A 19396-nucleotide genomic window follows, 5' to 3' on the forward strand; every position below is an offset into this window, starting at 1 on the left:
TATGTCATCCTGGCTAAGAAACGGACCGTTGATGCTCATGCGCAGCCTGCTGATGCTGGCTGTCTTGGGGATCGGCACTCTGACTGCAGGGGCGTTGGAACCGGCCAGCTATCCGGAGCCGCCGGACTCCGTAGCTTTCACCGTTCAGAAGGACGGCAAGCAGATCCCGCTCACGCTGCGGCAGTTGGAAAAGCTCGGCCTCTATAAGGTCATCACCACAAGTCCTTTCGAGCAAGGGCAATTGACGTTTGAAGGCGTCCTGTTCCGAGACGTGCTCAAGTCCGTGGGATTGGCGGATAGGGATTCCGTCACTCTAAGGGCCGCGGACGATTACGTGCAGGTGATTCCGCACGAGGATTGGACGGAAGGTCCTCTGCTTCTCGCGACGCGCCAGGACGGGGAGTTGCTCACCCGACGAACACAAGGTCCGACCCGCTTGGTCTATCCTCTCAAGGACTTCCCCGCCTTCGACACGCCGATCCGCAAACCGCGATGGATTTGGCTGATCAAGACGATCGAGTCCGACAACTGACCGGCTGGTAGGCCTCCATGGTGGGATCTCGACTGAGAGGCTGGCGAATTCCGCTTACCTACGGCAGTGCCATAGGGCTGGCGGCGATCGGTTCCGCAATCCTCATCGTCATGCTGTTTGTCAGTATCAGCAAGATCGAGTCTTCGCTGCCCCGGTTCGGATTCTTCGCCATCCGCGAATTCCATATTGCCATACGCGACGTGACCCACCTGAGGGATATGATCTCGCTCGCTGAGGTCGCGCCCAACTCTCAGGCGAGCCTCGATCATCTGGCCGCTGCAAACGACCTGGTCTACATCCGCTTCAAGCGGATCGACGGCGGCGAAACGATCAGCGCAATTCCCGCATATGCAGGCATCGTGCCGCGCGTGAACGACGCGGTAACGCGGCTCGACGCCGTAATCGCGGCGGGACTCCCGTTCGATCAGCAGCGCTTGAAGGAACTGGGTCTGGAACTCGAGCAGATCGTCGGCCGGATGAACGACGAGTACTACAAATACGGCGAGGGCGTTAACGCCGATCTCTATGCGTCGGAAGTCAGCCTGAATCGGTTCAACTATCAGATAGCCTTTGCTCTGACGATCCTGTCGCTGCTGGCAATCGGGACGGCGGTTCTGTTCATCGGGCGCCGGGAAACGATAAAGAAGCTGGAATTTCTCGCCTGGCGCGATGCGACCACCGGACTGAAGAATCGTGCCTGGATGGCAGCCAACAGGGACGCCATGCTGGACCGGGCGAGGGAGACCGGTAGGCAGCTTCAGCTGCTCCTGATCGATCTCGACCATTTCAAGAGCGTGAACGACACCTTCGGCCATCACGTCGGCGATCTGCTGCTGAAGGCGGTTGCCGAGGTCCTTCAGTCGGTCGAGCGGCCCGGCGACGTAGCCGCCGTGCGATTGGGCGGAGACGAATTCGCCATCATGGCTATTGCCGATCGGAATGATCATGACGATTTGGGGCAACGTCTGCGCGAACGGCTGAACAGGTTCGCAGAGTTGGAGGGCCATCAGGTGCGCATTGGCGCCAGCATCGGCATGGCATGTTTCCCTCAGCACGGTTCCGACATTTCCACGTTGCTGCACAGTGCCGATAGCGCTCTCTACACGGCAAAGGCCGAAGGGCGGTCCGGTTTCGTGACGTTTTCGCCCGCGATCCTCAGTCAGATCGACATGCAGCTCGGTGAAGAAGCGGCCATCAAGCGGGCCCTCAATTGCGACGAGTTCTTCCTGGTCTGGCAATCCCAGTTCGAGCTGGCGACCGGCCGCATGATCGGGGCCGAGGCGCTGGTCCGCTGGCACGACCCGGTCTCGGGAGCGGTTCGTGCGCCGGCATCGTTCATTCCGATCGCGGAACGAAGTGAGCTGATACTGGAACTCGACAAGATGGTTCTGGGCAAGGCTTGCGAGCAAGCCGCCCGATGGATGCCTATTTCCACCGAAGAGTTCATCTGCTCGGTCAACGTCTCCGGAAGAACCCTCCAGACCGATGCCTATCTGACGCATCTCACCGAGACGCTGCGGCAAACGGGGTTGCTTCCATCGCGTCTGCAGTTGGAGATCACTGAAGGGATATTCATGCAGAACAGCCGCAATGCCCTGGAGAGTATCGGCAAGATTAGAAACCTCGGAGTGAGCCTGGCACTCGACGATTTTGGGTCAGGTTATGCGAGCTTCGGATACCTTGCCGATTTCGACTTGAACCAATTGAAGATCGATCGCTCGTTCCTCAGCGATCTGGCTTCCTCCACGAAGAAACAGAACGTGGTCCGAGGCATCATCGCGCTGGCCAATTCGCTAGGCCTGACCGTTGTTGCGGAAGGGGTGGAGAACGAAGCCCAACTCGACTTCCTGATCCACGAACACTGTCACGGCGCACAAGGGTTCTTTATGTCGGAGCCTGTTGAGGCAAGGTTGATGACCAACTATCTCGTCGCAAGGCAGGGTGGCGCCAAAACAGATGGAAAAGCTCGAGCCGAGTCTCTTCGCTTGGGCCCATCCATGCTGCGGAAAGTCGCCAAGCAGGGCCGCAAGACCGCCGATTAAATCAGGGCTCAGCCCTCGCCGGAAAGATCCCTCCGCGCCTTGTCCAGCTCCTCGGCGTAGCGCCGCATCAGATGGCTTTCAGTGAGCAGGCCAAGCACGATGCGGTCGTCGAAATCCTCAACGACCGCTAGCTCTTCAGCGCCGGCGCGCTGAAAGGTCTCGGCGGCGGACTGGACGTTCATCGACGGCACCAGCACCGCATCCTTGAACTGCGCGAGCGCCTGCACCGGAGTCTCGCCGTCTGAGAGGTCGCTGTGCAGTTCGGCCACGAGCAGCACGCCGACATAGTGCCGGCCCCCTTCGACGGCGATGACGCGCTGCGCCGAGCCGAGCGGGATCTCCTTGCGGAACTCGGCCAAGGTAATCGAAGCATCGATAGTACGGACGTCCTTGCGCATCATCGACCCGACATTGAGGCTGCGCATCCAGCCGACGTCGTGGGCGCTGCGGATCGTCTCGCCGCGCAGATGGAAGCGCCAGGTCGAGAAGGAGTAGCCGAAGGTCTCGCGGACCAGGATGGCCGACATGATCGACGCTGCCAGCACCACGCCGGTGAGCGTCAGGTCCCGCGTCGATTCCAGCGCGAGGAAAGTCATGGTCAGCGGGCCGCCGACGACACCTACGGCAAGCGAGGTCATGCCGACGACAGCGGCGACCGCCGGATCGAGCGCGGTTGAGGGCGCGGCCATCGCCATGACGCCGGCAAAGACCTTGCCGAGCAGCGCCCCCAGGAACAGCGAGGCGAAGAACAGACCGCCGCGGAAACCGGAGCCGAGCGAGATCGCCGAGGCAGCAAGCTTCAGCACGAAGACGCTAGCCACCACGGGAAGCGCGTAGTTCATGGCGAACTCGCGGTGCAGCGCGCCGTGTCCGCTGGACAGCACCTGCGGCGTGACCAGCCCGAGCAGCCCGACAACGATGCCGCCGATGAAAGGTCTGACGGAAGCGTCGATCGCCAGCCGCACAAAGACGCGCTCGATAAGGCTCACCAGATGCATGATCGCGATGGACGCCGCCCCGCCGAGCAGTCCCAGCAGCAGGAACGGCACATACTGGCTGGCGGTCAGCGTCGGCAGGCCGGAAAGTTCGAGCGGAAACGGCACGCCGCCGAACATCTCAGCCGTCAGCGAGGCGGCGATCGCCGCCGTCATGACCGGCGCCACATTGGCCACCGAGTAGATGCCGATGACGAGTTCGAAGCCGTAGAAGGCACCCGTCAACGGCGCGTCGAAGGCGGCAGCGATCGCGCCGGCGGCGCCGCAGCCGACCAGGATGCGGACGTCGTTGCGGCGCAGCCGGAAGGCGCGCGCCAGCCGCGAGGCGATGCCGGAACCAACCTGCGTATAACCGGCTTCCAGACCGACCGAGGCGCCGAAGCCGCTGGAGATCATGGTCTGGCCGACAATGATGAACGTATCGGTGAGCGACATGCGCCCACCGTAGAGCGCGTTGGCTTCGATCGGGTCGACAGGCGTTCTGAACTTCCGCCTTCTCAGCCAGATCACCGAAAGGCCGAGCAGCAGTCCCCCGATCGCCGGAAACATCGCCTGCACCGGACTGGCCAGCGAAAACATCGCTGAAAGACGCCCGCCCGGCTGCACGTCAAAGAGCAGGAAGTGCATGGCTTGCACCAGCGCGCTCATGCCGGTGACCAGGGCGCCCGCGATCATGCCGACCATCCCCGCCATCAGCACAATGACGATGCCGCGCGCCTCGAGCACGGGAATGGAATTGATCAGCACCGCCCGAAGCCGGCGGGCGTAGACTTGCGGTTCGTTTATGGCAGGCAACGGAGCGGCTCGCCGGTATGCGGAGGATGGATGCTGCCGCGCCTGATACGCCCGACGGCATGGAGTGGCAACCGCAATGCCGACCCCTTGTGGCGCCATTTTGGCGTTGCGTCGATTAGCGACGGTTGGGCCGGCTACCCTCGCTGCGAGAACGGGAAAATGTCACTGATCGAAGATGGTCAGCGGCCCGCAATCGTCCCTCGTGACGAAGGTCGCCAGCAGCTCCGCCGGCTCCATTGCGCTCGCCTTCTCCGCGAACGATGCACCGTGCCCGGCGGCTCGAACCAGGTCTGTCCTTTGGCGGCAATTCCTCCGTCTGCCTCACACAGCCAGACGGAAGTCGGGCCGCCAGCCGAGTTCGCTGACCGCCTTGTCGGTCGCGACATGGCCGTTCGGCTCGGCGATGTTGAAGGCGCCCGGCGCACCGCGCTCGGCGGCAAGCAGCACCGCATAAGCGGCGGCATCGACATGCAGCGCCGGGTCGGCGGCAGCGTCGGCTCCGGTACCAGGCCCGTAGAGATGCCCATAGCGCAGCACGATGCCCGTCATGGGCTCCTCGAGAACCTGGCGTTCGAGCGCGATCACGCCGCCGACGCTGATGCCGCGGCCGCCTTCGGCGCCGCTGTCGAGCGGATCGGTTTCGGCATGCGGCTCGGGTCCGGGCGCATAGGCCCAGGCGATGCTCTGCGCGATCAGGCGACGGGCGCCGGCCGACGCCGCGGCCTCGACCAGATTGCGGGTCCCCTCGTCGCGGACGCGCGCGTTTCCGATGATGGCCTCGCCCATCTTGTTGGGATCGAGTCCGGCCGGCAGATCGGTAAGCTGATGGATCACGACCTCCGGCTTCACCTCGGCGACCGCCGCAAGCAGGTCGCCGGCATCGAACACATCGATCACCACCGGGCTGGCCCCGATCGCGCGGAGCTCCTCGGCCTTCTCGGCCCGGCGCGTTGTCGCAGCTACCTGATGGCCGGCAGCGACCAGTTGCGGGATCAGGCGGCGGCCGATCGCGCCGGAACCACCAGCAAGAAAGATGCGATAGCCCATCGTCTTCCATTCCATCTTGAGATAATATCAGAGTTCGAACAACATATAAGAGGACTTACATCGTGCGCAAGCAGAAACCGGAAATTCCGGCCCCTGGCAAAGGCAAGCGCGGCGAGGAAGGTTATCTCGGCTACCTGCTGCGCCAGGCCGCCGGCGCCTACAGGCTGCGGGTCGAGCGGGCGCTGGATGAGTTCGGCGTCACGCAGCCGCAATTCGCGACGCTGACCATGCTGTCGGCCTATCCAGGCATCTCCAATGCCGACCTCGCCCGGCTCGCGGTGCTGACGCCGCAGACGGTGAGCGTGATCGTCGGCAATCTGGAAAAGGCCGGTTCCGTGGTCCGCAAGCCGCATGCGGTGCACGGGCGCATCCAGCACCTTGATCTTAGCGACAGCGGCCGTGCCTTGCTGAAGAAATGTCGCGAGCGGGTGCAGCGGCTTGAACGCGAGCTGACCGCCGCACTTTCGGCCAACGAAGAGCGCGCCGTCCGGCGCTGGCTGGTCGCCGTCTCGATCGCGGACACGGCCGGTTAGATCGCAGTACCCTCGCCCGCTTCATAGAGCGCCAGCTTCCGATCCCCAATGCCGAGTTCCGCCCAGCTCGCGCGCCATTCGGCTATATGCGCTGACTTGAAATGCGCCTCGAGCGCCGCACGATCCCGCCAGGCTTCCGAGACATGGATCAGGCCGGGATCGAGAACATCCTGCGCATAGGAATATGCGAGGCAGCCGGCTTCGGCGCGACTCGCTGAAATCATTCGTCCCATCGCCGGCCTTGCCTGCTCGAGCCTGTCGGGTGGCAGCCGAATCGTGCCGATGATGAGGAGCATGCGCCTTTCCTTTCGCCAGCCGGCTCAAATCCCGTAGCCCCTCTCCCACCTTCGCGCAAGCTTGACCGGTTAACGGTCGGGAGCCTGCCTTTGCACTGGGCAAGTCTGGATTCGAGGACGATATGGCGATCAGCGAAACAATCCCGTCCGGCCTGGTGGCCAAGAACGGCCGCGACGTTTTCTTCGCGCTCGGCATCGTCGTCATCCTGGCGGTGCTGTTCCTGCCGATCCCGGCCTTTCTCATCGATATCGGCCTTGCCTTCTCGATCGCGCTCTCGGTGCTGATCCTGATGGTGGCGCTTTGGATCCAGCGGCCGCTGGATTTCTCCTCCTTCCCGACCGTGCTGCTCATCGCCACGATGCTCAGGCTCTCGCTCAACATCGCCACCACGCGCATGATCCTGTCGCATGGCAATGAGGGTACGCATGCCGCCGGTTACGTCATCTCGGGTTTCTCGAAGCTGGTGATGTCGAGCGACTTCGTCATCGGCCTCATCGTCTTCATGATCCTGATCGTGGTGAACTTCATCGTCATCACCAAGGGCGCCACCCGCATCGCCGAAGTCGGTGCGCGCTTCACCCTCGACGCCATCCCCGGCAAGCAGATGTCGATTGACGCCGACCTTTCCGCCGGAATGATCGACGAGAAGACGGCGCAGCTTCGCCGCCGCGAATTGGAAGAAGAATCCTCCTTCTTCGGCTCGATGGACGGCGCGTCGAAATTCGTGCGCGGCGACGCCATCGCCGGCCTCATCATCACCGCCATCAACATCGTCGGCGGCATCGCCATCGGCTATCTGCGCCACGGCATGGGCCTCGGCCAGGCGGCCGACGTCTTCATCAAGCTGTCGGTCGGCGACGGCCTCGTCACCCAGATCCCGGCCCTCATCGTCTCGCTCGCCGCCGGCATGCTCGTCTCCAAGGGCGGCACGCGGGGCTCCGCCAATCAGGCGGTGTTCGGCCAGCTCGGCGCGCATCCGCGCGCGCTCTATGTCGCGGCCTCGCTGCTCGTCATCCTCGGCCTTATGCCCGGTCTGCCGCTATTCCCGTTCTTTGCCCTTGCCGGCGCCATGGCCGGCCTCGGCTACGTCATCCCGCTGCGCCACAACCGCGCGCTGGCGGCAGCCGAAGCGCAGAAGAACAAGGAGAAGGCCGACAAGGTCGAGGAGGAGAAGAATTCGGTCAAGGCCTCGCTTGCGACTGCCGAGATCGAGCTGCTGATCGGCAAGCAGCTCTCGACCAGGCTGCTGGTCGCACATCAGGAGCTGGTGTTCCGCATGTCGAAGATGCGCAAGAAATTCGCCCAGCAATATGGGTTCGTGGTGCCGGAGGTGCGCGTCGCCGACGACTTCGCCATCCCGCCGAAGAGCTATCAGATCAAGGTCCACGGCACCGTCGTTGCCGAATACCAGATGCGCGTCGGCGAAATCATGGTGCTGCTTGGCACCCGCGGCGTGCCCGACATCCCCGGTGAGGAAATCCGCGAGCCCGCTTTCGGCATGCGCGCCTATTCGGTGCTGGAAACCTTCGCCGAAGATCTGAAGCGCGAGAACTACACCTTTGCCGACAACATGTCGGTGCTGCTCACCCACCTCTCCGAGGTGATCCGCAACAACCTGCCGCAGCTTCTGTCGTACAAGGACATGAAGGCGCTCCTCGAGCGGCTGGACCCCGAATACCGCAAGCTCGCCGACGAGATCTGCACGTCGCACATCTCCTATCCCGGCCTGCAGGCGGTGCTGAAGCTTCTGCTTGCCGAGCGCGTCTCGATCCGCAACCTGCACCTGATCATCGAGGCCATCGCCGAGATCGCGCCGCATGTGCGCCGCACCGAGCAGATCGTCGAGCATGTCCGCATCCGCATGGCGCAGCAGATCTGCGGCGATCTCTCCGAGGGCGGCATGCTCAAGGTGCTGCGCCTCGGCAACCGATGGGACCTCGCCTTTCACCAGAGCCTCAAGCGGGACGCCAAGGGCGAGGTGCGCGAGTTCGACATCGATCCGCGCCAGCTCGAGGAATTCGGCCAGGACGCCACCAAGGCGATCCGCAAGCATCTCGAAGCCGGCGAGCGCTTCGTGCTGGTCACCGCGCCGGACGCGCGGCCTTATGTGCGCATGATCATCGAGCGGCTGTTCACCACGCTGCCCGTGCTCAGCCACGTCGAGATCGCCAAGGGCGTCGAAATCAAGGTGCTCGGAACGATCTCGTGAACGCGCTCTCGCAAGGCGTCGTCATCGCCGCCTTCCTCGCCTTCTGCCGCATCGGCGCCTGTTTCATGCTGATGCCCGGCCTGTCGAGCGCCCGCGTGCCTCTCCAGGTCCGGCTGTTTGTGTCGATCGCCGCCACCGGCGGCCTGCTCGCCTTCCTCTGGGACCGCATCTATCCCTATGTCGACCCGCGCCCGCAGGTTCTGGTGCCGATGATCGTTTCCGAGCTTCTGGTCGGCGGGCTGATCGGCGCCATGACCAGGCTGTATATGGAAGCGCTGCGCTTCATGGGCTCGGCCATCGCCATGATGATCGGCTATGGCGGCTCAGGCGGCCCGGCGATCGAGGAGCCGGAGCCGCAGGCTGCGCTTGCCGCCATCATCTCGTTCTCGGCGCTGCTCCTGCTTTTCGTCTTCGACTTCGACCACGAGATCGTGCGCGCGCTGGTCGCCTCCTACACGGTTGCTCCGGTCAATGTATTCTTCAACCCGCAGGCGGCGCTGGTCGACGTCACCGACACGGTGTCGGACGCCTTCTTCCTGGTCATCCGGCTCGGCAGTCCCTTCGTCGCCTACGCCATTCTGGTCAATTTGACGATCGGCTTCGTCAACAAGCTGACGCCGCAGATCCCGGTGTATTTCATCTCGCTGCCCTTCGTCATCGCCGGCGGGCTGATCATCTTCTACTTTGCCATCGGCACCTTGCTGTCGTTGTTCGTCGACGGCTTTGTCGACCTGACGCTAGCGAGGTAGCCGCGATGGCCTCGCGCAAGGACAGACTGAAGAAGTTGGTCAAGGTGCAGGAGCAGTTGAAGGCGGTGCACGAAACTCGTCATGCCGGCTTCCTCTCCGCGGCCGCGGCGGCCGAATCGGAAGCAAAGGAACTCATCGGGCATTTCGACGCTGACAGCTCGCTGGCCGGCCTGTTCCCGGAACTTTACCATCGCCGGATTGCGAACGCGCTCGGCCAACAAAAACAGAATCTTGAAAGCGCCCGGGAGGAGGCGACGTTGATCGCCGCCGCGACCGCGCGGACCAACATGGTCGAGCGCGCCTATAGGGACGCTCGCCGCCGCGACGAGCGCGAACGCTCAGACCGCGAGCGGCTGGACCTCATTGCCCAGAAGCGGGGACATGACTAGGGCAATCAGGAAAAGCATGAAACGGTTGGGCTCGGCGACGTCGCCGTGGCCTCCCGTCCGGACTTGCGTCAAACCAAGGAGATAGAGCGGTGGATCCGGCGCGCGGCGAACGAGGCTGTCAGATGCCGATCGCCGTCGTGCCGACCGACTTGGCCGCCCCGATCCGCTCCCAGCGCCTGCCATTGCCCTGCGCCTGCCGGGCGAAATAGTTGTAGGGCGTGCTGGACCAATCACGGACCGCGCTGGTGAGGTTGTCGAGCACCAGGTCGCCCTCGTTGGTGCGCACCGTCAGCACCGTGTGTCCCTCGCCGCGATAGCTTGCCACGGTCAACAGCAGCGCCGAGGCCGGCCAGCCGCGCTTCATCAGTTCGAGCTTCTTCAGTATCGCGATATCCTCGCAATCGCCGGACACGGTCGGCACGCGCCAGTCGTCGTTCTTGCCGACAACGGCTCGATCACTGACCTCGGTAATGCGTGAATTGACCGAAAGGTTGATCTCGTTCAATTGCGCGCTGAGCTGAGGCCGCAGGGCGACGACCTTTGTTCCGCCGGCCGTGCTGCAGAGGCTGGGTTGGCGGCTGCAGAACGAATAGAAGGCCGGCGGTGGGAACGCCTTGCCTTTGGTTTGCATCGCCGTTCCGGCCTGGGCGGCAAATGGGCTGGCAACCGACAGCAGAAATGCGATCAGCACGACATCGCTTTTCACGATCAACGTCTCCAAAGCGTGGTCTCGAGGATGAGGGGGCGGGGTTAATTAGTCGTTTTCAAAACCCGAATTGCGCCGGCGGCGGGGCAACACCGTTAAAATATTAATACCTGCTAAAATAAGATTTGAGCTTGTACGAAGCTACGGAGGGGTTCGGCCGAACGATCGATCGATGAGGTGACTCTCTGGCGGCGGGCGCGCCGCCGCTTGGAGCGGGCTGCACTGCACCTCGCCATCCCCGCAAGCCTGCCACAAGCTTGTTGCGTCATTGTGCAACGGACATAACCGGCAAAAGGCAGTGCTTTCTTGGCGATTTCACCTCCCAGCGACATCGTGATGGACGTCGCCCGTGCGGCGGAGCCGGCCGACGTCGAGGCCGCGCGGGCAGCACTCGCGAGGCGGGCCGGCGGTGCCGGGGAGACCTTCTCGATCGACCAGACTGCCTCGGTCGAGGCGGGCTCGGTGCTCTCGCGCGCCGCTGCCGACAAGGCCGAGGCGGCAAATCCGGCTAAAAAGTTCCAGCGCTTCGAGGCGATGGTGCTGACCACTTTCATCCAGAACATGATGCCTAAGGACACCGAGGGCGTTTACGGCAAGGGTCTGGCCGGCGACATGTGGAAATCGCAGCTTGCCGAAAAGGTAGCCGATGTCATGGCCGCGCATGGCGGGATCGGCATCGCGAGATCGATGCTTGCCGACCATTATCTGGACGGCAAACACAAGGTGCCGGTCGGGTCCGTTGGGGGCGGACCGGAGAAAGCCGAGATCGACCAGCAGACCAGGCTTTCGACCTCCCTGGTCGACGAGCTCGAGCGTAAGGCCGCCCGGTCTATGACCGGTGACGACACAACCATAAAAACGGACATCAAGATCTAGGGACCTACATGGCCGACCAAACGGACCTTTCCAACCTGCCTGCACGAACCACCGCCGCGGAAGCACCGATCGCAGCTGCACGGCCTGGCAACCTCGCCGCCATCATTGGCCGGATCGAGGAGGCGGTGGACGAGGAGACGGCGGGTATCCGCAGCGGCACCAGCTACGACCTCAAGGCCTCGAATGCCCGCAAAAGCCGCTATCTCTACGAACTGACCCGCGCGCTGAAGGGCGCCAATGAGATCGAGTTCCTCGAGCAGCATCGCGAAGGGCTGGCGCGGCTGCGCCAGAAGCTGGCAAAGAACGAGGCGGCTATTCTTGCCCATCTCAATGCCGTCAACGAGGTCGCCACGCTGTTGAAGAACGCCATCCAGCGCGCCGATGCCGACGGCACCTACTCGGCAGGCGAATTCGGATATGCCCGGGCTTGAATGAGATGACTGGGGAGCAAGGTAGGATTCGGTGATCAAATTCCTCGCCGCAGCGCTTTGGATCTGCGCCGTAACCCTCGGCGCGGTGTTTTATTCATTCCAGGCGGCGGGCGAGCGCGGCGTCGGTGAGCCGCCGAAGCCGATGCTGGGCGGTCTCGACTACGTCAAGACCGACATCATTTCGGTACCGCTCGTCCGCGATGCCAAAATCGATGGCTATTTTCTCACCAAACTCGTCTACACGGTGGAGCCGGATCAGATAAAGAAACTGTCGATCCCGGCGCCGGCCATCATTACCGATCAGGTCTATTCCTACCTCTATTCCAATCCGCAGATCGATTTCACCAAGAAGGACACGATCGATCTCGATGCTTTCCGCAAAGCGATCCGCGAGACCGTCAACGCCCGCGTTGGCGTCGAGCTGGTGCATGACGTGCTGATCGACCAGGTCAACTTCCTGTCCAAGGACGAAATCCGCGACAACGCCATCCGCCGCCGGAAGACTGCCGGCGAGACCGCGCAAGCGATGACCAAGGCGTTCCAGCCGGAGCATTGATCGGCTCTCGGCGATCGACTGGCGGGTTCACACCCTCGTCTGGTGATGCGACATGCCGCATGGCAGCCACGTTGACGTAAACGTCAACCCGAAGCTATATGCGCCGATGGCTGTCGCCGCGCTCCCGCGCGACGCGGCGCCTCGCCCAGCGGCCAAGGCCGGTGCGCGTCAAACGCAACCAAACGAGGAGAACCGCCATGGGCGTTCAGGAGATTGCCGACAAGATCAGGTCGCGCGTGGCAAGCGCCGGCTTCGAGCATTCGGTCAAGTTCGACACTGGCAGCGACGGCGTCATCGTGATCGACGGCGCGACCGTCTCGACCGCCGACGCCCCGACCGACTGCACGATCAAGCTCTCGCTCGACGATCTCGATTCGCTGATCGCCGGCGACCTCAACCCGACCATGGCCTTCATGGCCGGCAAGCTGAAGGTCGAGGGCGACATGACGGTCGCCATGGCGCTCAGCCAGTTGCTCGGCTGACCGCCAGCCAACTATTTTAGAAGAGCGATGTGGCGCCGCGTTTTTGAACGCGCGGCGCCGCATCGGTAATGCCTCCGACAGTCAGGCGACGAAATCCAGCGCCTTGACCTTGCGGCCGGCGGCCTTGATCGTGCCCGCGGTCCCGTCGAGCGAGCCCTCCTTCAGCTCGAGCGCCAGCAGGCGGTGCCGCTCATAGGGCCCAGGCATGGCGAGCGAGCCGGTGCGGTCGGCCGAAAAACCGAACCGCCCGTAATAGGGTGCATCGCCGACGAGCAGGATCGCGCCGTGACCGAGCCGCGCAGCCTCGGCGATCGCGTGCCGCATCAGCGCCGAGCCGATGCCGCCGCTCCTCAGGCCCGGCTCGACTGCCAGCGGCCCAAGCAGGAGCGCTGCCGGACCACCCTCGCCCAGCGTCACGTCCCACAGCCGAACCGTACCGACGAGCGCGCCCGACGGGTCGCGCGCGACAAAGGCCAGGCCTTCCGACGGCCGGCGGCCACGCCGCAGTTTCTCGGACGACTTCTTCCTGCGCTTCGGCCCCATGGCGCGGTCGAGCAGCGCTTCGCGCGCCTGCATATCACCGATGCCTTCGGCAACGATGACGAAGGCCGGCGCAATCTCCCCCCTCGAGCGGGAGATGTCGCCAAAGGCGACAGAGGGGGTCGTTGCGCATGTAATACCGGCGCCCAGCGTGACGAGAAGCGGCGCTGGCGCTCCACGCGCGACGCCCCCCTCTGACCGCTGCGCGGCCATCTCCCCCTCGAGGGGGGAGACCCGGCGCGCGGCGCCCTCAATGATGAAATCTGCAAAGTCCATTTCCGCGATCCTTCACGAGCGGAGATCTGTTCCACAAGCGAGCCCCGGCGGGCGATGTCGCCCACGCCGGTTGATCTGAAGGCTCGCGCCTTCAGATCACGTAGGATCGGAGAGGCTCGAAGCCGTTGAAGGCGACCGACGAATAGGTGGTCGTGTAGGCGCCGGTACCTTCGATCAGCACCTCGTCGCCGATGGTGAGCGACAGCGGCAGCGGATAAGGCGTCTTCTCGTAGAGCACATCGGCCGAATCGCAGGTCGGGCCGGCGAGCACGCAAGGCGCGGTCTCCGATCCGTCGCGCGGCGTCACGATCGGATAGCGGATCGCCTCGTCCATGGTCTCGGCGAGGCCCCCGAACTTGCCGATGTCGAGGAACACCCAGCGCACATTGTCATTGTCGGCCTTCTTCGAGATCAGCACGACTTCCGACTTGATGACGCCGGCATTGCCGACCATGCCGCGACCCGGCTCGATGATCGTCTCGGGCAGCGCGTTGCCGAAATGCTTGCGCAGCGCCGAGAAGATCGCCTGGCCATAGGCCTGCGCCGCCGGCACGTCCTTCAGGTAACGGGTCGGGAAACCGCCGCCCATGTTGACCATCTTCAAGACGATGCCTTCCTCGGCGAGCGTGGCGAACACCTTCTTGGCATCGCCCAGCGCGCGGTCCCAGGCCGAGAGATCGGTCTGCTGCGAGCCGACATGGAACGACACGCCATAGGCATCGAGACCGAGCGCCTTGGCATGTCGCAGCACATTCACCGCCATTGCCGGCACGCAGCCGAACTTGCGCGACAGCGGCCATTCGGCACCCTCGCCGTCGGTGAGCACGCGGCAGAACACGCGCGAGCCCGGGGCGGCGCGGGCGATCTTCTCGACCTCCTCAACGCAATCCACGGCGTAGAGGCGGATGCCGAGCTGGTAGGCGCGCGCAATGTCGCGCTCCTTCTTGATGGTGTTGCCGAAGGAAATGCGATCCGCCGGCGCGCCGGCATCCATCGCCATCTCGACCTCGGCAACCGATGCGGTGTCGAAGGACGAGCCCATCGCAGCAAGCAGACGCAGGATCTCCGGCGCCGGGTTTGCTTTCACCGCATAGTAGATCTTGGGATCGGGCAACGCCTTCTCGAAGGCGCGGAAATTGTCGCGCACGACATCGAGGTCGACGACGAGGCAGGGGCCATTCGGACGTCGGGTGGCGAGAAAGTCAAGGATGCGCTGGCTGGCCATCGAGGTCTCTCCATCTGCGCCTTTCGGCGCGCACGAAGGCTGCGGGACGCGGGCGCTCGGCCTCGCGAACTCGCGGTGGACAAAGGCGGGACGGAAAATCCATGGAACCAGCCGGTGGAGACCCCGGAACCACGGATCGCCGTCTCGCGGCGGTGAACCTGGCCTTGCCCGGCCTCGGTTCGCTTTGTCTGCCTTGGCTTGGATGGGAGGACCCGTCCGCACTGCCGGCAATGAAGGTGTGCCTCTTCAGTAACCCCGGTCTTTGGACGACCGGCAGACACCAGAAAGGCCCGCACCGTCGTTGCTTCAAGGTGTCCTCGGTCTTGTGGTTGGCCACTGACCGACTGGAGGGGTTGGCTCCAGTTACCTTACCGATTGCCCTCACCATTCGAGGATCGGCGGACACCCACAGGCACGTGCGACTTTGGGCAAGCGCGATATAAGAGCGAAGGGTTTCACAATCAATAAAAATCGTCAGCGCCGGTTGTAAAAATTGCGGCATCGAACAATGTTTGTGGACCGTATTCGGAAATCGAACAATGCCAGGCACCCACGGCCCTCTCAACGCCTTCCTCGATCTGCGTCAAATGCCCGTGGCCAATGCGGAATTTGGCCCGTTGGCCGGCCTGCGCCTAGCCGTGAAGGACATCTATGACGTCGCCGGCTATCGCACCGGCTGCGGCAACCCGCGCAAGTTCGAACAGGCTCACGCCGCCTCGCGGACGGCCGAGGCTGTGCAGTTGATTCTCGATGCCGGTGCGCGATTCGTCGGCAAGACGCAAACCGACGAGCTCGCCTTCTCGCTGTTCGGCCAGAATTCGCATTTCCCGTTTCCGGTGAACGCAGCCGCTCCGGATCGCGTGACCGGCGGCTCCTCGTCAGGTTCGGCGGCAGCGGTCGCCGGCGGCCTTGCCGACATCGCCGTCGGCTCCGACACCGGCGGCTCGATCCGCGCGCCGGCGAGCTTCTGCGGGTTGATCGGGCTGCGTACCAGTCACGGCCGGATATCGCTCGAGGGCGCCATGAAGCTCGCGCCGAGCTTCGACACCTTCGGCTGGTTCGCCGGCGACATAGAAACTTACGAATTGGTCGGCAAGCTTCTGCTCGGGCGCGATCCACACCAGCATCCGCTCAACCGCCCGCTGTCGATCGGCTGGCTCGATGCCTTTGTCTCCGGGCCGACGGAAGCCGCCGAATATGCGCGGGTGAAGGCACAGGCAGCAGCCGTCGTCGGCGAGCCGACCGAAACCGAACACGCCTTCGCCTCGTCCCCAGATGATCTCTACTGGTGCTTTCGCCGGCTGCAGGCCTTCGAGGCCTGGCAGGTGCATGGCGGCTGGATTTCGGCAGGCGGTCACGGGCTGGGTCCGGGTGTCGACGAGCGTTTCGGCTTCGGCCGCACGATCGACCCAAAGACAGTCGAAGCCGAAACGGCGCGTCGGGCAGCCTTCCGTTCCGAGTTCGGCAAGCTGCTCGGCAACGACGGCTTTCTTGTTCTGCCGACCGTGCCGGGCGCAGCGCCACTGAAGACCAGCACGCCGCAGCAGTTCCAGGCCTATCGCGAAAGGGCGCTGCATCTTTTGTGCCTGGCCGGGTTGTCGGGCTTCCCGCAGATCACCTTGCCGCTCGGTTCCGTCGACGGCGCGCCCTTCGGCCTGTCGCTGCTCGGCCCTTCCGGCAGCGACGTCGCCCTGATAGGGCTCGGCCGCACGATTCTCGACGCGGCCCGAAAGGTCTGATCATGGATACATTGACCCGCATGCGCGCCTTCATCGACGTCGTCGAGGCCGAAGGCTTCTCGGCCGCCGCGCGCAAGATCGGCCGTTCCAAGGCGCTGCTGTCGAAATATGTGCGCGAGCTCGAGGACGAGCTCGGCGCGCTGTTGTTGAACCGTACCACGCGGCAGTTCTCGCTGACCGAAGCCGGTCACACCTATTATCAGCGCGCCTCCGAAATCGTGCGCGAGGTCGACAGCCTCGCCGATGCCGTGCGCGAATCTTCCGGCGACGTGCGCGGCCGCATCAAGCTCTCGGCTGCGCGCACCTTCGCCGACGCGCCGATTGGGCAGTCGCTGATCGATTTTGCCAAGCAACATCCGGACATCGTTCTCGACATCCATCTCGACGACCGCTTCGTCGATCTGGTCGAGGAAGGCTTCGATGTCGCCGTGCGCATTTCGCGGCTGGAGAACTCGTCGCTGATCGCGCGGCGCCTCGGGCCGTTTTCGATCAAGCTCTGCGCGTCGCCGGACCTGCTCGCAAAGCATGGCACCCCGACCCGCCCGCAGGATCTTTCCAACATGCCCTGCATCGTCGACACCAACGGCCGCTCTTTAGCCAACTGGCGCTTCAAGGGAGACGGCGAGGATTCGGTGAGCGTCACCGTGTCGGGGCCGATCGAGGTCAACAGTCCGATGGCGGCGAGAGCAGCCGCCGTGTCGGGCCTGGGCTTCACCATCCTGCCGGATTTCATCGCTGCGCCCGAAGTCGCGTCGGGCAAGCTGGTGACGGTGCTCGACGACCGCATCCTCTCGGGCAGCGGCATCTTCGCGGTCTATCCGCATCGCCGCTATTTGCCCGCCAAGGTCCGTGTCTTCGTCGATTTCCTGGTGCACTGGTTCAGGACGCGCGACGCTGCGTGAAGCACGTCCCCCGAAGGTGGGAACCGTTTTCGGCACAAGGACATGCGCAGAATCAGACCTAAAAGCGCATCGGGCGAATCTGGAAAAAGCGCGACGCTCTCCGAGAGCGCGTCCCAATTTCGCCCCCTTTCTGTTAACTCTCGGAGCCCACTCCCAAAGTCGATGGAATCGCGGCCCGGAATGCACTTGAAACGGCAAGCAACCATACTGGCTTCGGCAATTGCGGCCACCTTTGCCACGGTAGAGCCGGCCCAGGTGCACCCGCACGTCTTCGCCGAGGCTCGCCTCGACGTCATCCTCGGCGCGGATCACCAAAGTGTGACGGCGCTGCGCCACCTTTGGCGCTTCGACGATCTGTTTTCGAGTACAGTGATGATGGAGTTCGACAAGAACTCCGATCTGAAGCTTGACGACAAAGAGCTCAAGGAAGTGGCCGACACCGTCCATTCCTCGCTGGCCGAGTTCAACTATTTCCAGCTGGTCACGCAGGACGGCAAGGACGTGGCCATGGTCCCTCCGCCGCATCTGATGGCGAGCTTCGACAACGACCAGCTGATCATTCTGTTCGAGTCGCAGCCGAAGACGCCGATCAAGCTCGCCGGCAAGATCGACATCGGCGTCTACGATCCGACCTTCTACACGGCGATCGACTTCACCGACGACGCCAACCTCACCGTTGAGGGATTGCCCGCGAATTGCACCAAGAAGGTGATCCGTCCCGATCCGGACGAAGCGATCAAGGAAAACCAGAAGACCCTGACGGAAGCCTTCTTCAACGATCCGACGGGCACCGACATGAGCAAGATCTTCGCCACCAAGCTCGAACTGAACTGTCCGCCGGAAGGATAATCGGTGATGAAACCGTCGCTACGCTTGGCGCTCGGCCTCGCGGCCGCCACCTTGGTCATGACGCATTTACCTGGCGTCGCCCATGCCCAGAGCTCGCTCGGCATCGGCACCAATGACGGCATGGCGCCGAGCACGACCGGTCCGTTCGCCCATATCCTGATGTGGATCAATCTCAGGCAGCAGGAATTCTACCATTCGCTGGCGGCCGCGATGAAAGCCATGCGCCAGGACGGCAGCAAGCTCTGGCTGCTGGTCGGCCTGTCCTTCGCCTACGGCATTTTCCACGCCGCCGGGCCCGGCCACGGCAAGGCGGTGATTTCATCCTACATGGTCGCCAACGAAGTGGCGCTGAAGCGCGGGATCATGCTGTCCTTCGTCTCGGCGCTGCTGCAGGGGCTGACCGCGGTCGTCGTCATGATGCTTGCCTATTTCGTGCTGCGCGGCACGGCGGTGTCGATGACCGACGCGGCATGGTTTCTTGAGATCTCCAGTTATGTGCTGGTGACGCTGTTCGGCGCCTGGCTACTGTGGCGCAAGGCGGGCCCGGCCATTCTTCGGCGGTTCGGCGCCGGTCCGGCCTACAGCCTGTCGGCGGCCCATGCCGGCCACTCGCGTGGCGGGCACTCGCATGCTCACGCGCATTCCCATGCCGGTCATTCCCACTCCCATTCGCATTCCGCGCATGCCCGCTCGACGCACTCGCACGCGCATCACGACCATGATCATGCCGCGCATTCGCATGCGCACAGCCATGAGGCGACTGATCACAAGGCGCATGATCACGACCACGCGGCGCACGACCATGCTCACGCTGGCCAACATCACCACGGCCCGGGCGAAGTCTGCGACACCTGCGGCCATTCGCACGCGCCGGATCCGGCGCTGCTTTCGGGCGATCGCTTCGACTGGAAGACCGCCTGGTCGGCGGTGGCCGCCGTCGGCATCCGCCCCTGCTCCGGCGCGCTGATCGTGCTGAGCTTCGCGCTCCTCAACGGACTCTGGCTCGGCGGCCTGCTCTCGGTGCTCGCCATGTCGATCGGCACCGCGATCACCGTCTCAGCGCTGGCGACGATCGCGGTGACGGCCAAGAACTGGGCTGTCTATTTCGCCGGCGACGGACGCATCGGCAACCGCATCCATTCGATCGTCGAGATCGGCGGCGCCGCCTTCATCTTCGTCGTTGGCCTGCTGCTCTTGTCGGCCAGCCTGACGGGCGGCGTCTGAAG

20 protein-coding genes are annotated in these 19396 nt (G+C 63.7%); 14 read left to right on the top strand and 6 right to left on the bottom strand.

The features are described 5' to 3' along the window. Positions 1 to 31: 31 nt before the first annotated feature. Together P9230_RS07835 and P9230_RS07840 are read left to right on the top strand one after the other, a co-directional pair. Positions 32 to 532 (top strand): molybdopterin-dependent oxidoreductase, encoded by a 501-nt coding sequence (locus P9230_RS07835; protein ID WP_278118206.1) that lies wholly within the window; start codon positions 32 to 34, stop codon positions 530 to 532. A 17-nt stretch (positions 533 to 549) separates the two neighbouring features. Next, positions 550 to 2574 carry a bifunctional diguanylate cyclase/phosphodiesterase gene (locus P9230_RS07840; protein ID WP_278118208.1) on the top strand — a complete coding sequence of 675 codons (2025 nt, stop codon included), beginning with the start codon at positions 550 to 552 and terminating at the stop codon, positions 2572 to 2574. An 8-nt stretch (positions 2575 to 2582) separates the two neighbouring features. On the opposite strand, the gene P9230_RS07845 is transcribed toward P9230_RS07840, so the two are convergent. Both P9230_RS07845 and P9230_RS07850 read right to left on the bottom strand, forming a co-directional pair. Then, positions 2583 to 4364: a chloride channel protein gene (locus tag P9230_RS07845; protein ID WP_067326009.1), complete on the bottom strand. Its 1782-nt coding sequence runs from the start codon at positions 4362 to 4364 to the stop codon at positions 2583 to 2585. A gap of 321 nt (positions 4365 to 4685) precedes the next feature. Next, positions 4686 to 5426, bottom strand: a complete 741-nt coding sequence (locus P9230_RS07850) for an NAD(P)-dependent oxidoreductase (RefSeq protein WP_278118211.1) — start codon at positions 5424 to 5426, stop codon at positions 4686 to 4688. Positions 5427 to 5473: 47 nt separating this feature from the next. On the opposite strand from P9230_RS07850, the gene P9230_RS07855 reads away from it, so the two are divergent. Beyond that, on the top strand, positions 5474 to 5944 hold the full coding sequence (locus tag P9230_RS07855; RefSeq protein WP_095823405.1) for a MarR family transcriptional regulator: 471 nt from the start codon (positions 5474 to 5476) through the stop codon (positions 5942 to 5944). Here the strand turns inward: P9230_RS07855 and P9230_RS07860 are convergent. Beyond that, positions 5941 to 6240 carry a putative quinol monooxygenase gene (locus P9230_RS07860; protein ID WP_067002458.1) on the bottom strand — a complete coding sequence of 100 codons (300 nt, stop codon included), beginning with the start codon at positions 6238 to 6240 and terminating at the stop codon, positions 5941 to 5943. The genes P9230_RS07855 and P9230_RS07860 overlap by 4 nt on opposite strands. 122 nt (positions 6241 to 6362) lie before the next feature. Between P9230_RS07860 and flhA the strand changes: the two genes are divergently transcribed. From flhA to P9230_RS07875, 3 genes are read left to right on the top strand one after another with little or no spacing between them, the layout of a single operon-like run. Further along, positions 6363 to 8450, top strand: a complete 2088-nt coding sequence (gene flhA, locus P9230_RS07865; RefSeq protein ID WP_127215266.1) for a flagellar biosynthesis protein FlhA — start codon at positions 6363 to 6365, stop codon at positions 8448 to 8450. Continuing rightward, a complete protein-coding gene (fliR, locus tag P9230_RS07870; protein ID WP_067326000.1) occupies positions 8447 to 9199 on the top strand; it encodes a flagellar biosynthetic protein FliR in 753 nt (250 codons plus the stop codon). The genes flhA and fliR overlap by 4 nt, the downstream gene beginning before the upstream one ends. A gap of 5 nt (positions 9200 to 9204) precedes the next feature. Continuing rightward, a complete protein-coding gene (locus P9230_RS07875; RefSeq protein ID WP_067325997.1) occupies positions 9205 to 9588 on the top strand; it encodes a hypothetical protein in 384 nt (127 codons plus the stop codon). 118 nt (positions 9589 to 9706) lie between these two features. Here the strand turns inward: P9230_RS07875 and P9230_RS07880 are convergent, their stop codons facing one another. Next, complete coding sequence (locus P9230_RS07880; RefSeq protein WP_278118215.1) at positions 9707 to 10294, bottom strand: transglutaminase-like cysteine peptidase; 588 nt, start codon at positions 10292 to 10294, stop codon at positions 9707 to 9709. A 306-nt stretch (positions 10295 to 10600) separates the two neighbouring features. On the opposite strand from P9230_RS07880, the gene P9230_RS07885 reads away from it, so the two are divergent. From P9230_RS07885 to P9230_RS07900, 4 genes are all read left to right on the top strand, one after another. Then, positions 10601 to 11170: a rod-binding protein gene (locus P9230_RS07885; RefSeq protein WP_245460687.1), complete on the top strand. Its 570-nt coding sequence runs from the start codon at positions 10601 to 10603 to the stop codon at positions 11168 to 11170. 8 nt (positions 11171 to 11178) lie between these two features. Then, complete coding sequence (locus P9230_RS07890) at positions 11179 to 11601, top strand: hypothetical protein (RefSeq protein ID WP_067325992.1); 423 nt, start codon at positions 11179 to 11181, stop codon at positions 11599 to 11601. A 31-nt stretch (positions 11602 to 11632) separates the two neighbouring features. After that, complete coding sequence (locus P9230_RS07895) at positions 11633 to 12157, top strand: hypothetical protein (protein ID WP_095823408.1); 525 nt, start codon at positions 11633 to 11635, stop codon at positions 12155 to 12157. A 197-nt stretch (positions 12158 to 12354) separates the two neighbouring features. Then, positions 12355 to 12639, top strand: coding sequence for an SCP2 sterol-binding domain-containing protein (locus tag P9230_RS07900; RefSeq protein ID WP_067002744.1), 285 nt, complete (start codon positions 12355 to 12357; stop codon positions 12637 to 12639). A gap of 81 nt (positions 12640 to 12720) precedes the next feature. On the opposite strand, the gene P9230_RS07905 is transcribed toward P9230_RS07900, so the two are convergent. Both P9230_RS07905 and odc2 read right to left on the bottom strand, forming a co-directional pair. After that, positions 12721 to 13215 (bottom strand): N-acetyltransferase, encoded by a 495-nt coding sequence (locus P9230_RS07905; RefSeq protein WP_127324524.1) that lies wholly within the window; start codon positions 13213 to 13215, stop codon positions 12721 to 12723. Between the two features lie 331 nt (positions 13216 to 13546). Then, on the bottom strand, positions 13547 to 14680 hold the full coding sequence (gene odc2, locus P9230_RS07910; protein ID WP_095800461.1) for an ornithine/lysine decarboxylase: 1134 nt from the start codon (positions 14678 to 14680) through the stop codon (positions 13547 to 13549). A 539-nt stretch (positions 14681 to 15219) separates the two neighbouring features. Between odc2 and P9230_RS07915 the strand changes: the two genes are divergently transcribed. The 4 genes from P9230_RS07915 (at position 15220) to P9230_RS07930 (ending at position 19394) form a co-directional block, all read left to right on the top strand. After that, positions 15220 to 16419 carry an amidase gene (locus P9230_RS07915; RefSeq protein ID WP_278118218.1) on the top strand — a complete coding sequence of 400 codons (1200 nt, stop codon included), beginning with the start codon at positions 15220 to 15222 and terminating at the stop codon, positions 16417 to 16419. Between the two features lie 2 nt (positions 16420 to 16421). Further along, complete coding sequence (locus P9230_RS07920) at positions 16422 to 17321, top strand: LysR family transcriptional regulator (RefSeq protein WP_067002475.1); 900 nt, start codon at positions 16422 to 16424, stop codon at positions 17319 to 17321. 180 nt (positions 17322 to 17501) lie between these two features. Continuing rightward, on the top strand, positions 17502 to 18170 hold the full coding sequence (locus tag P9230_RS07925) for a DUF1007 family protein (protein ID WP_278118220.1): 669 nt from the start codon (positions 17502 to 17504) through the stop codon (positions 18168 to 18170). Between the two features lie 6 nt (positions 18171 to 18176). Then, positions 18177 to 19394, top strand: a complete 1218-nt coding sequence (locus tag P9230_RS07930; RefSeq protein ID WP_278118222.1) for a nickel/cobalt transporter — start codon at positions 18177 to 18179, stop codon at positions 19392 to 19394. The last annotated feature ends 2 nt before the right edge of the window (positions 19395 to 19396 follow it).

Origin of the sequence: Mesorhizobium sp. WSM4887 (genome assembly GCF_029625865.1) — a bacterium.
In the GTDB taxonomy this organism is placed as follows: domain Bacteria; phylum Pseudomonadota; class Alphaproteobacteria; order Rhizobiales; family Rhizobiaceae; genus Mesorhizobium.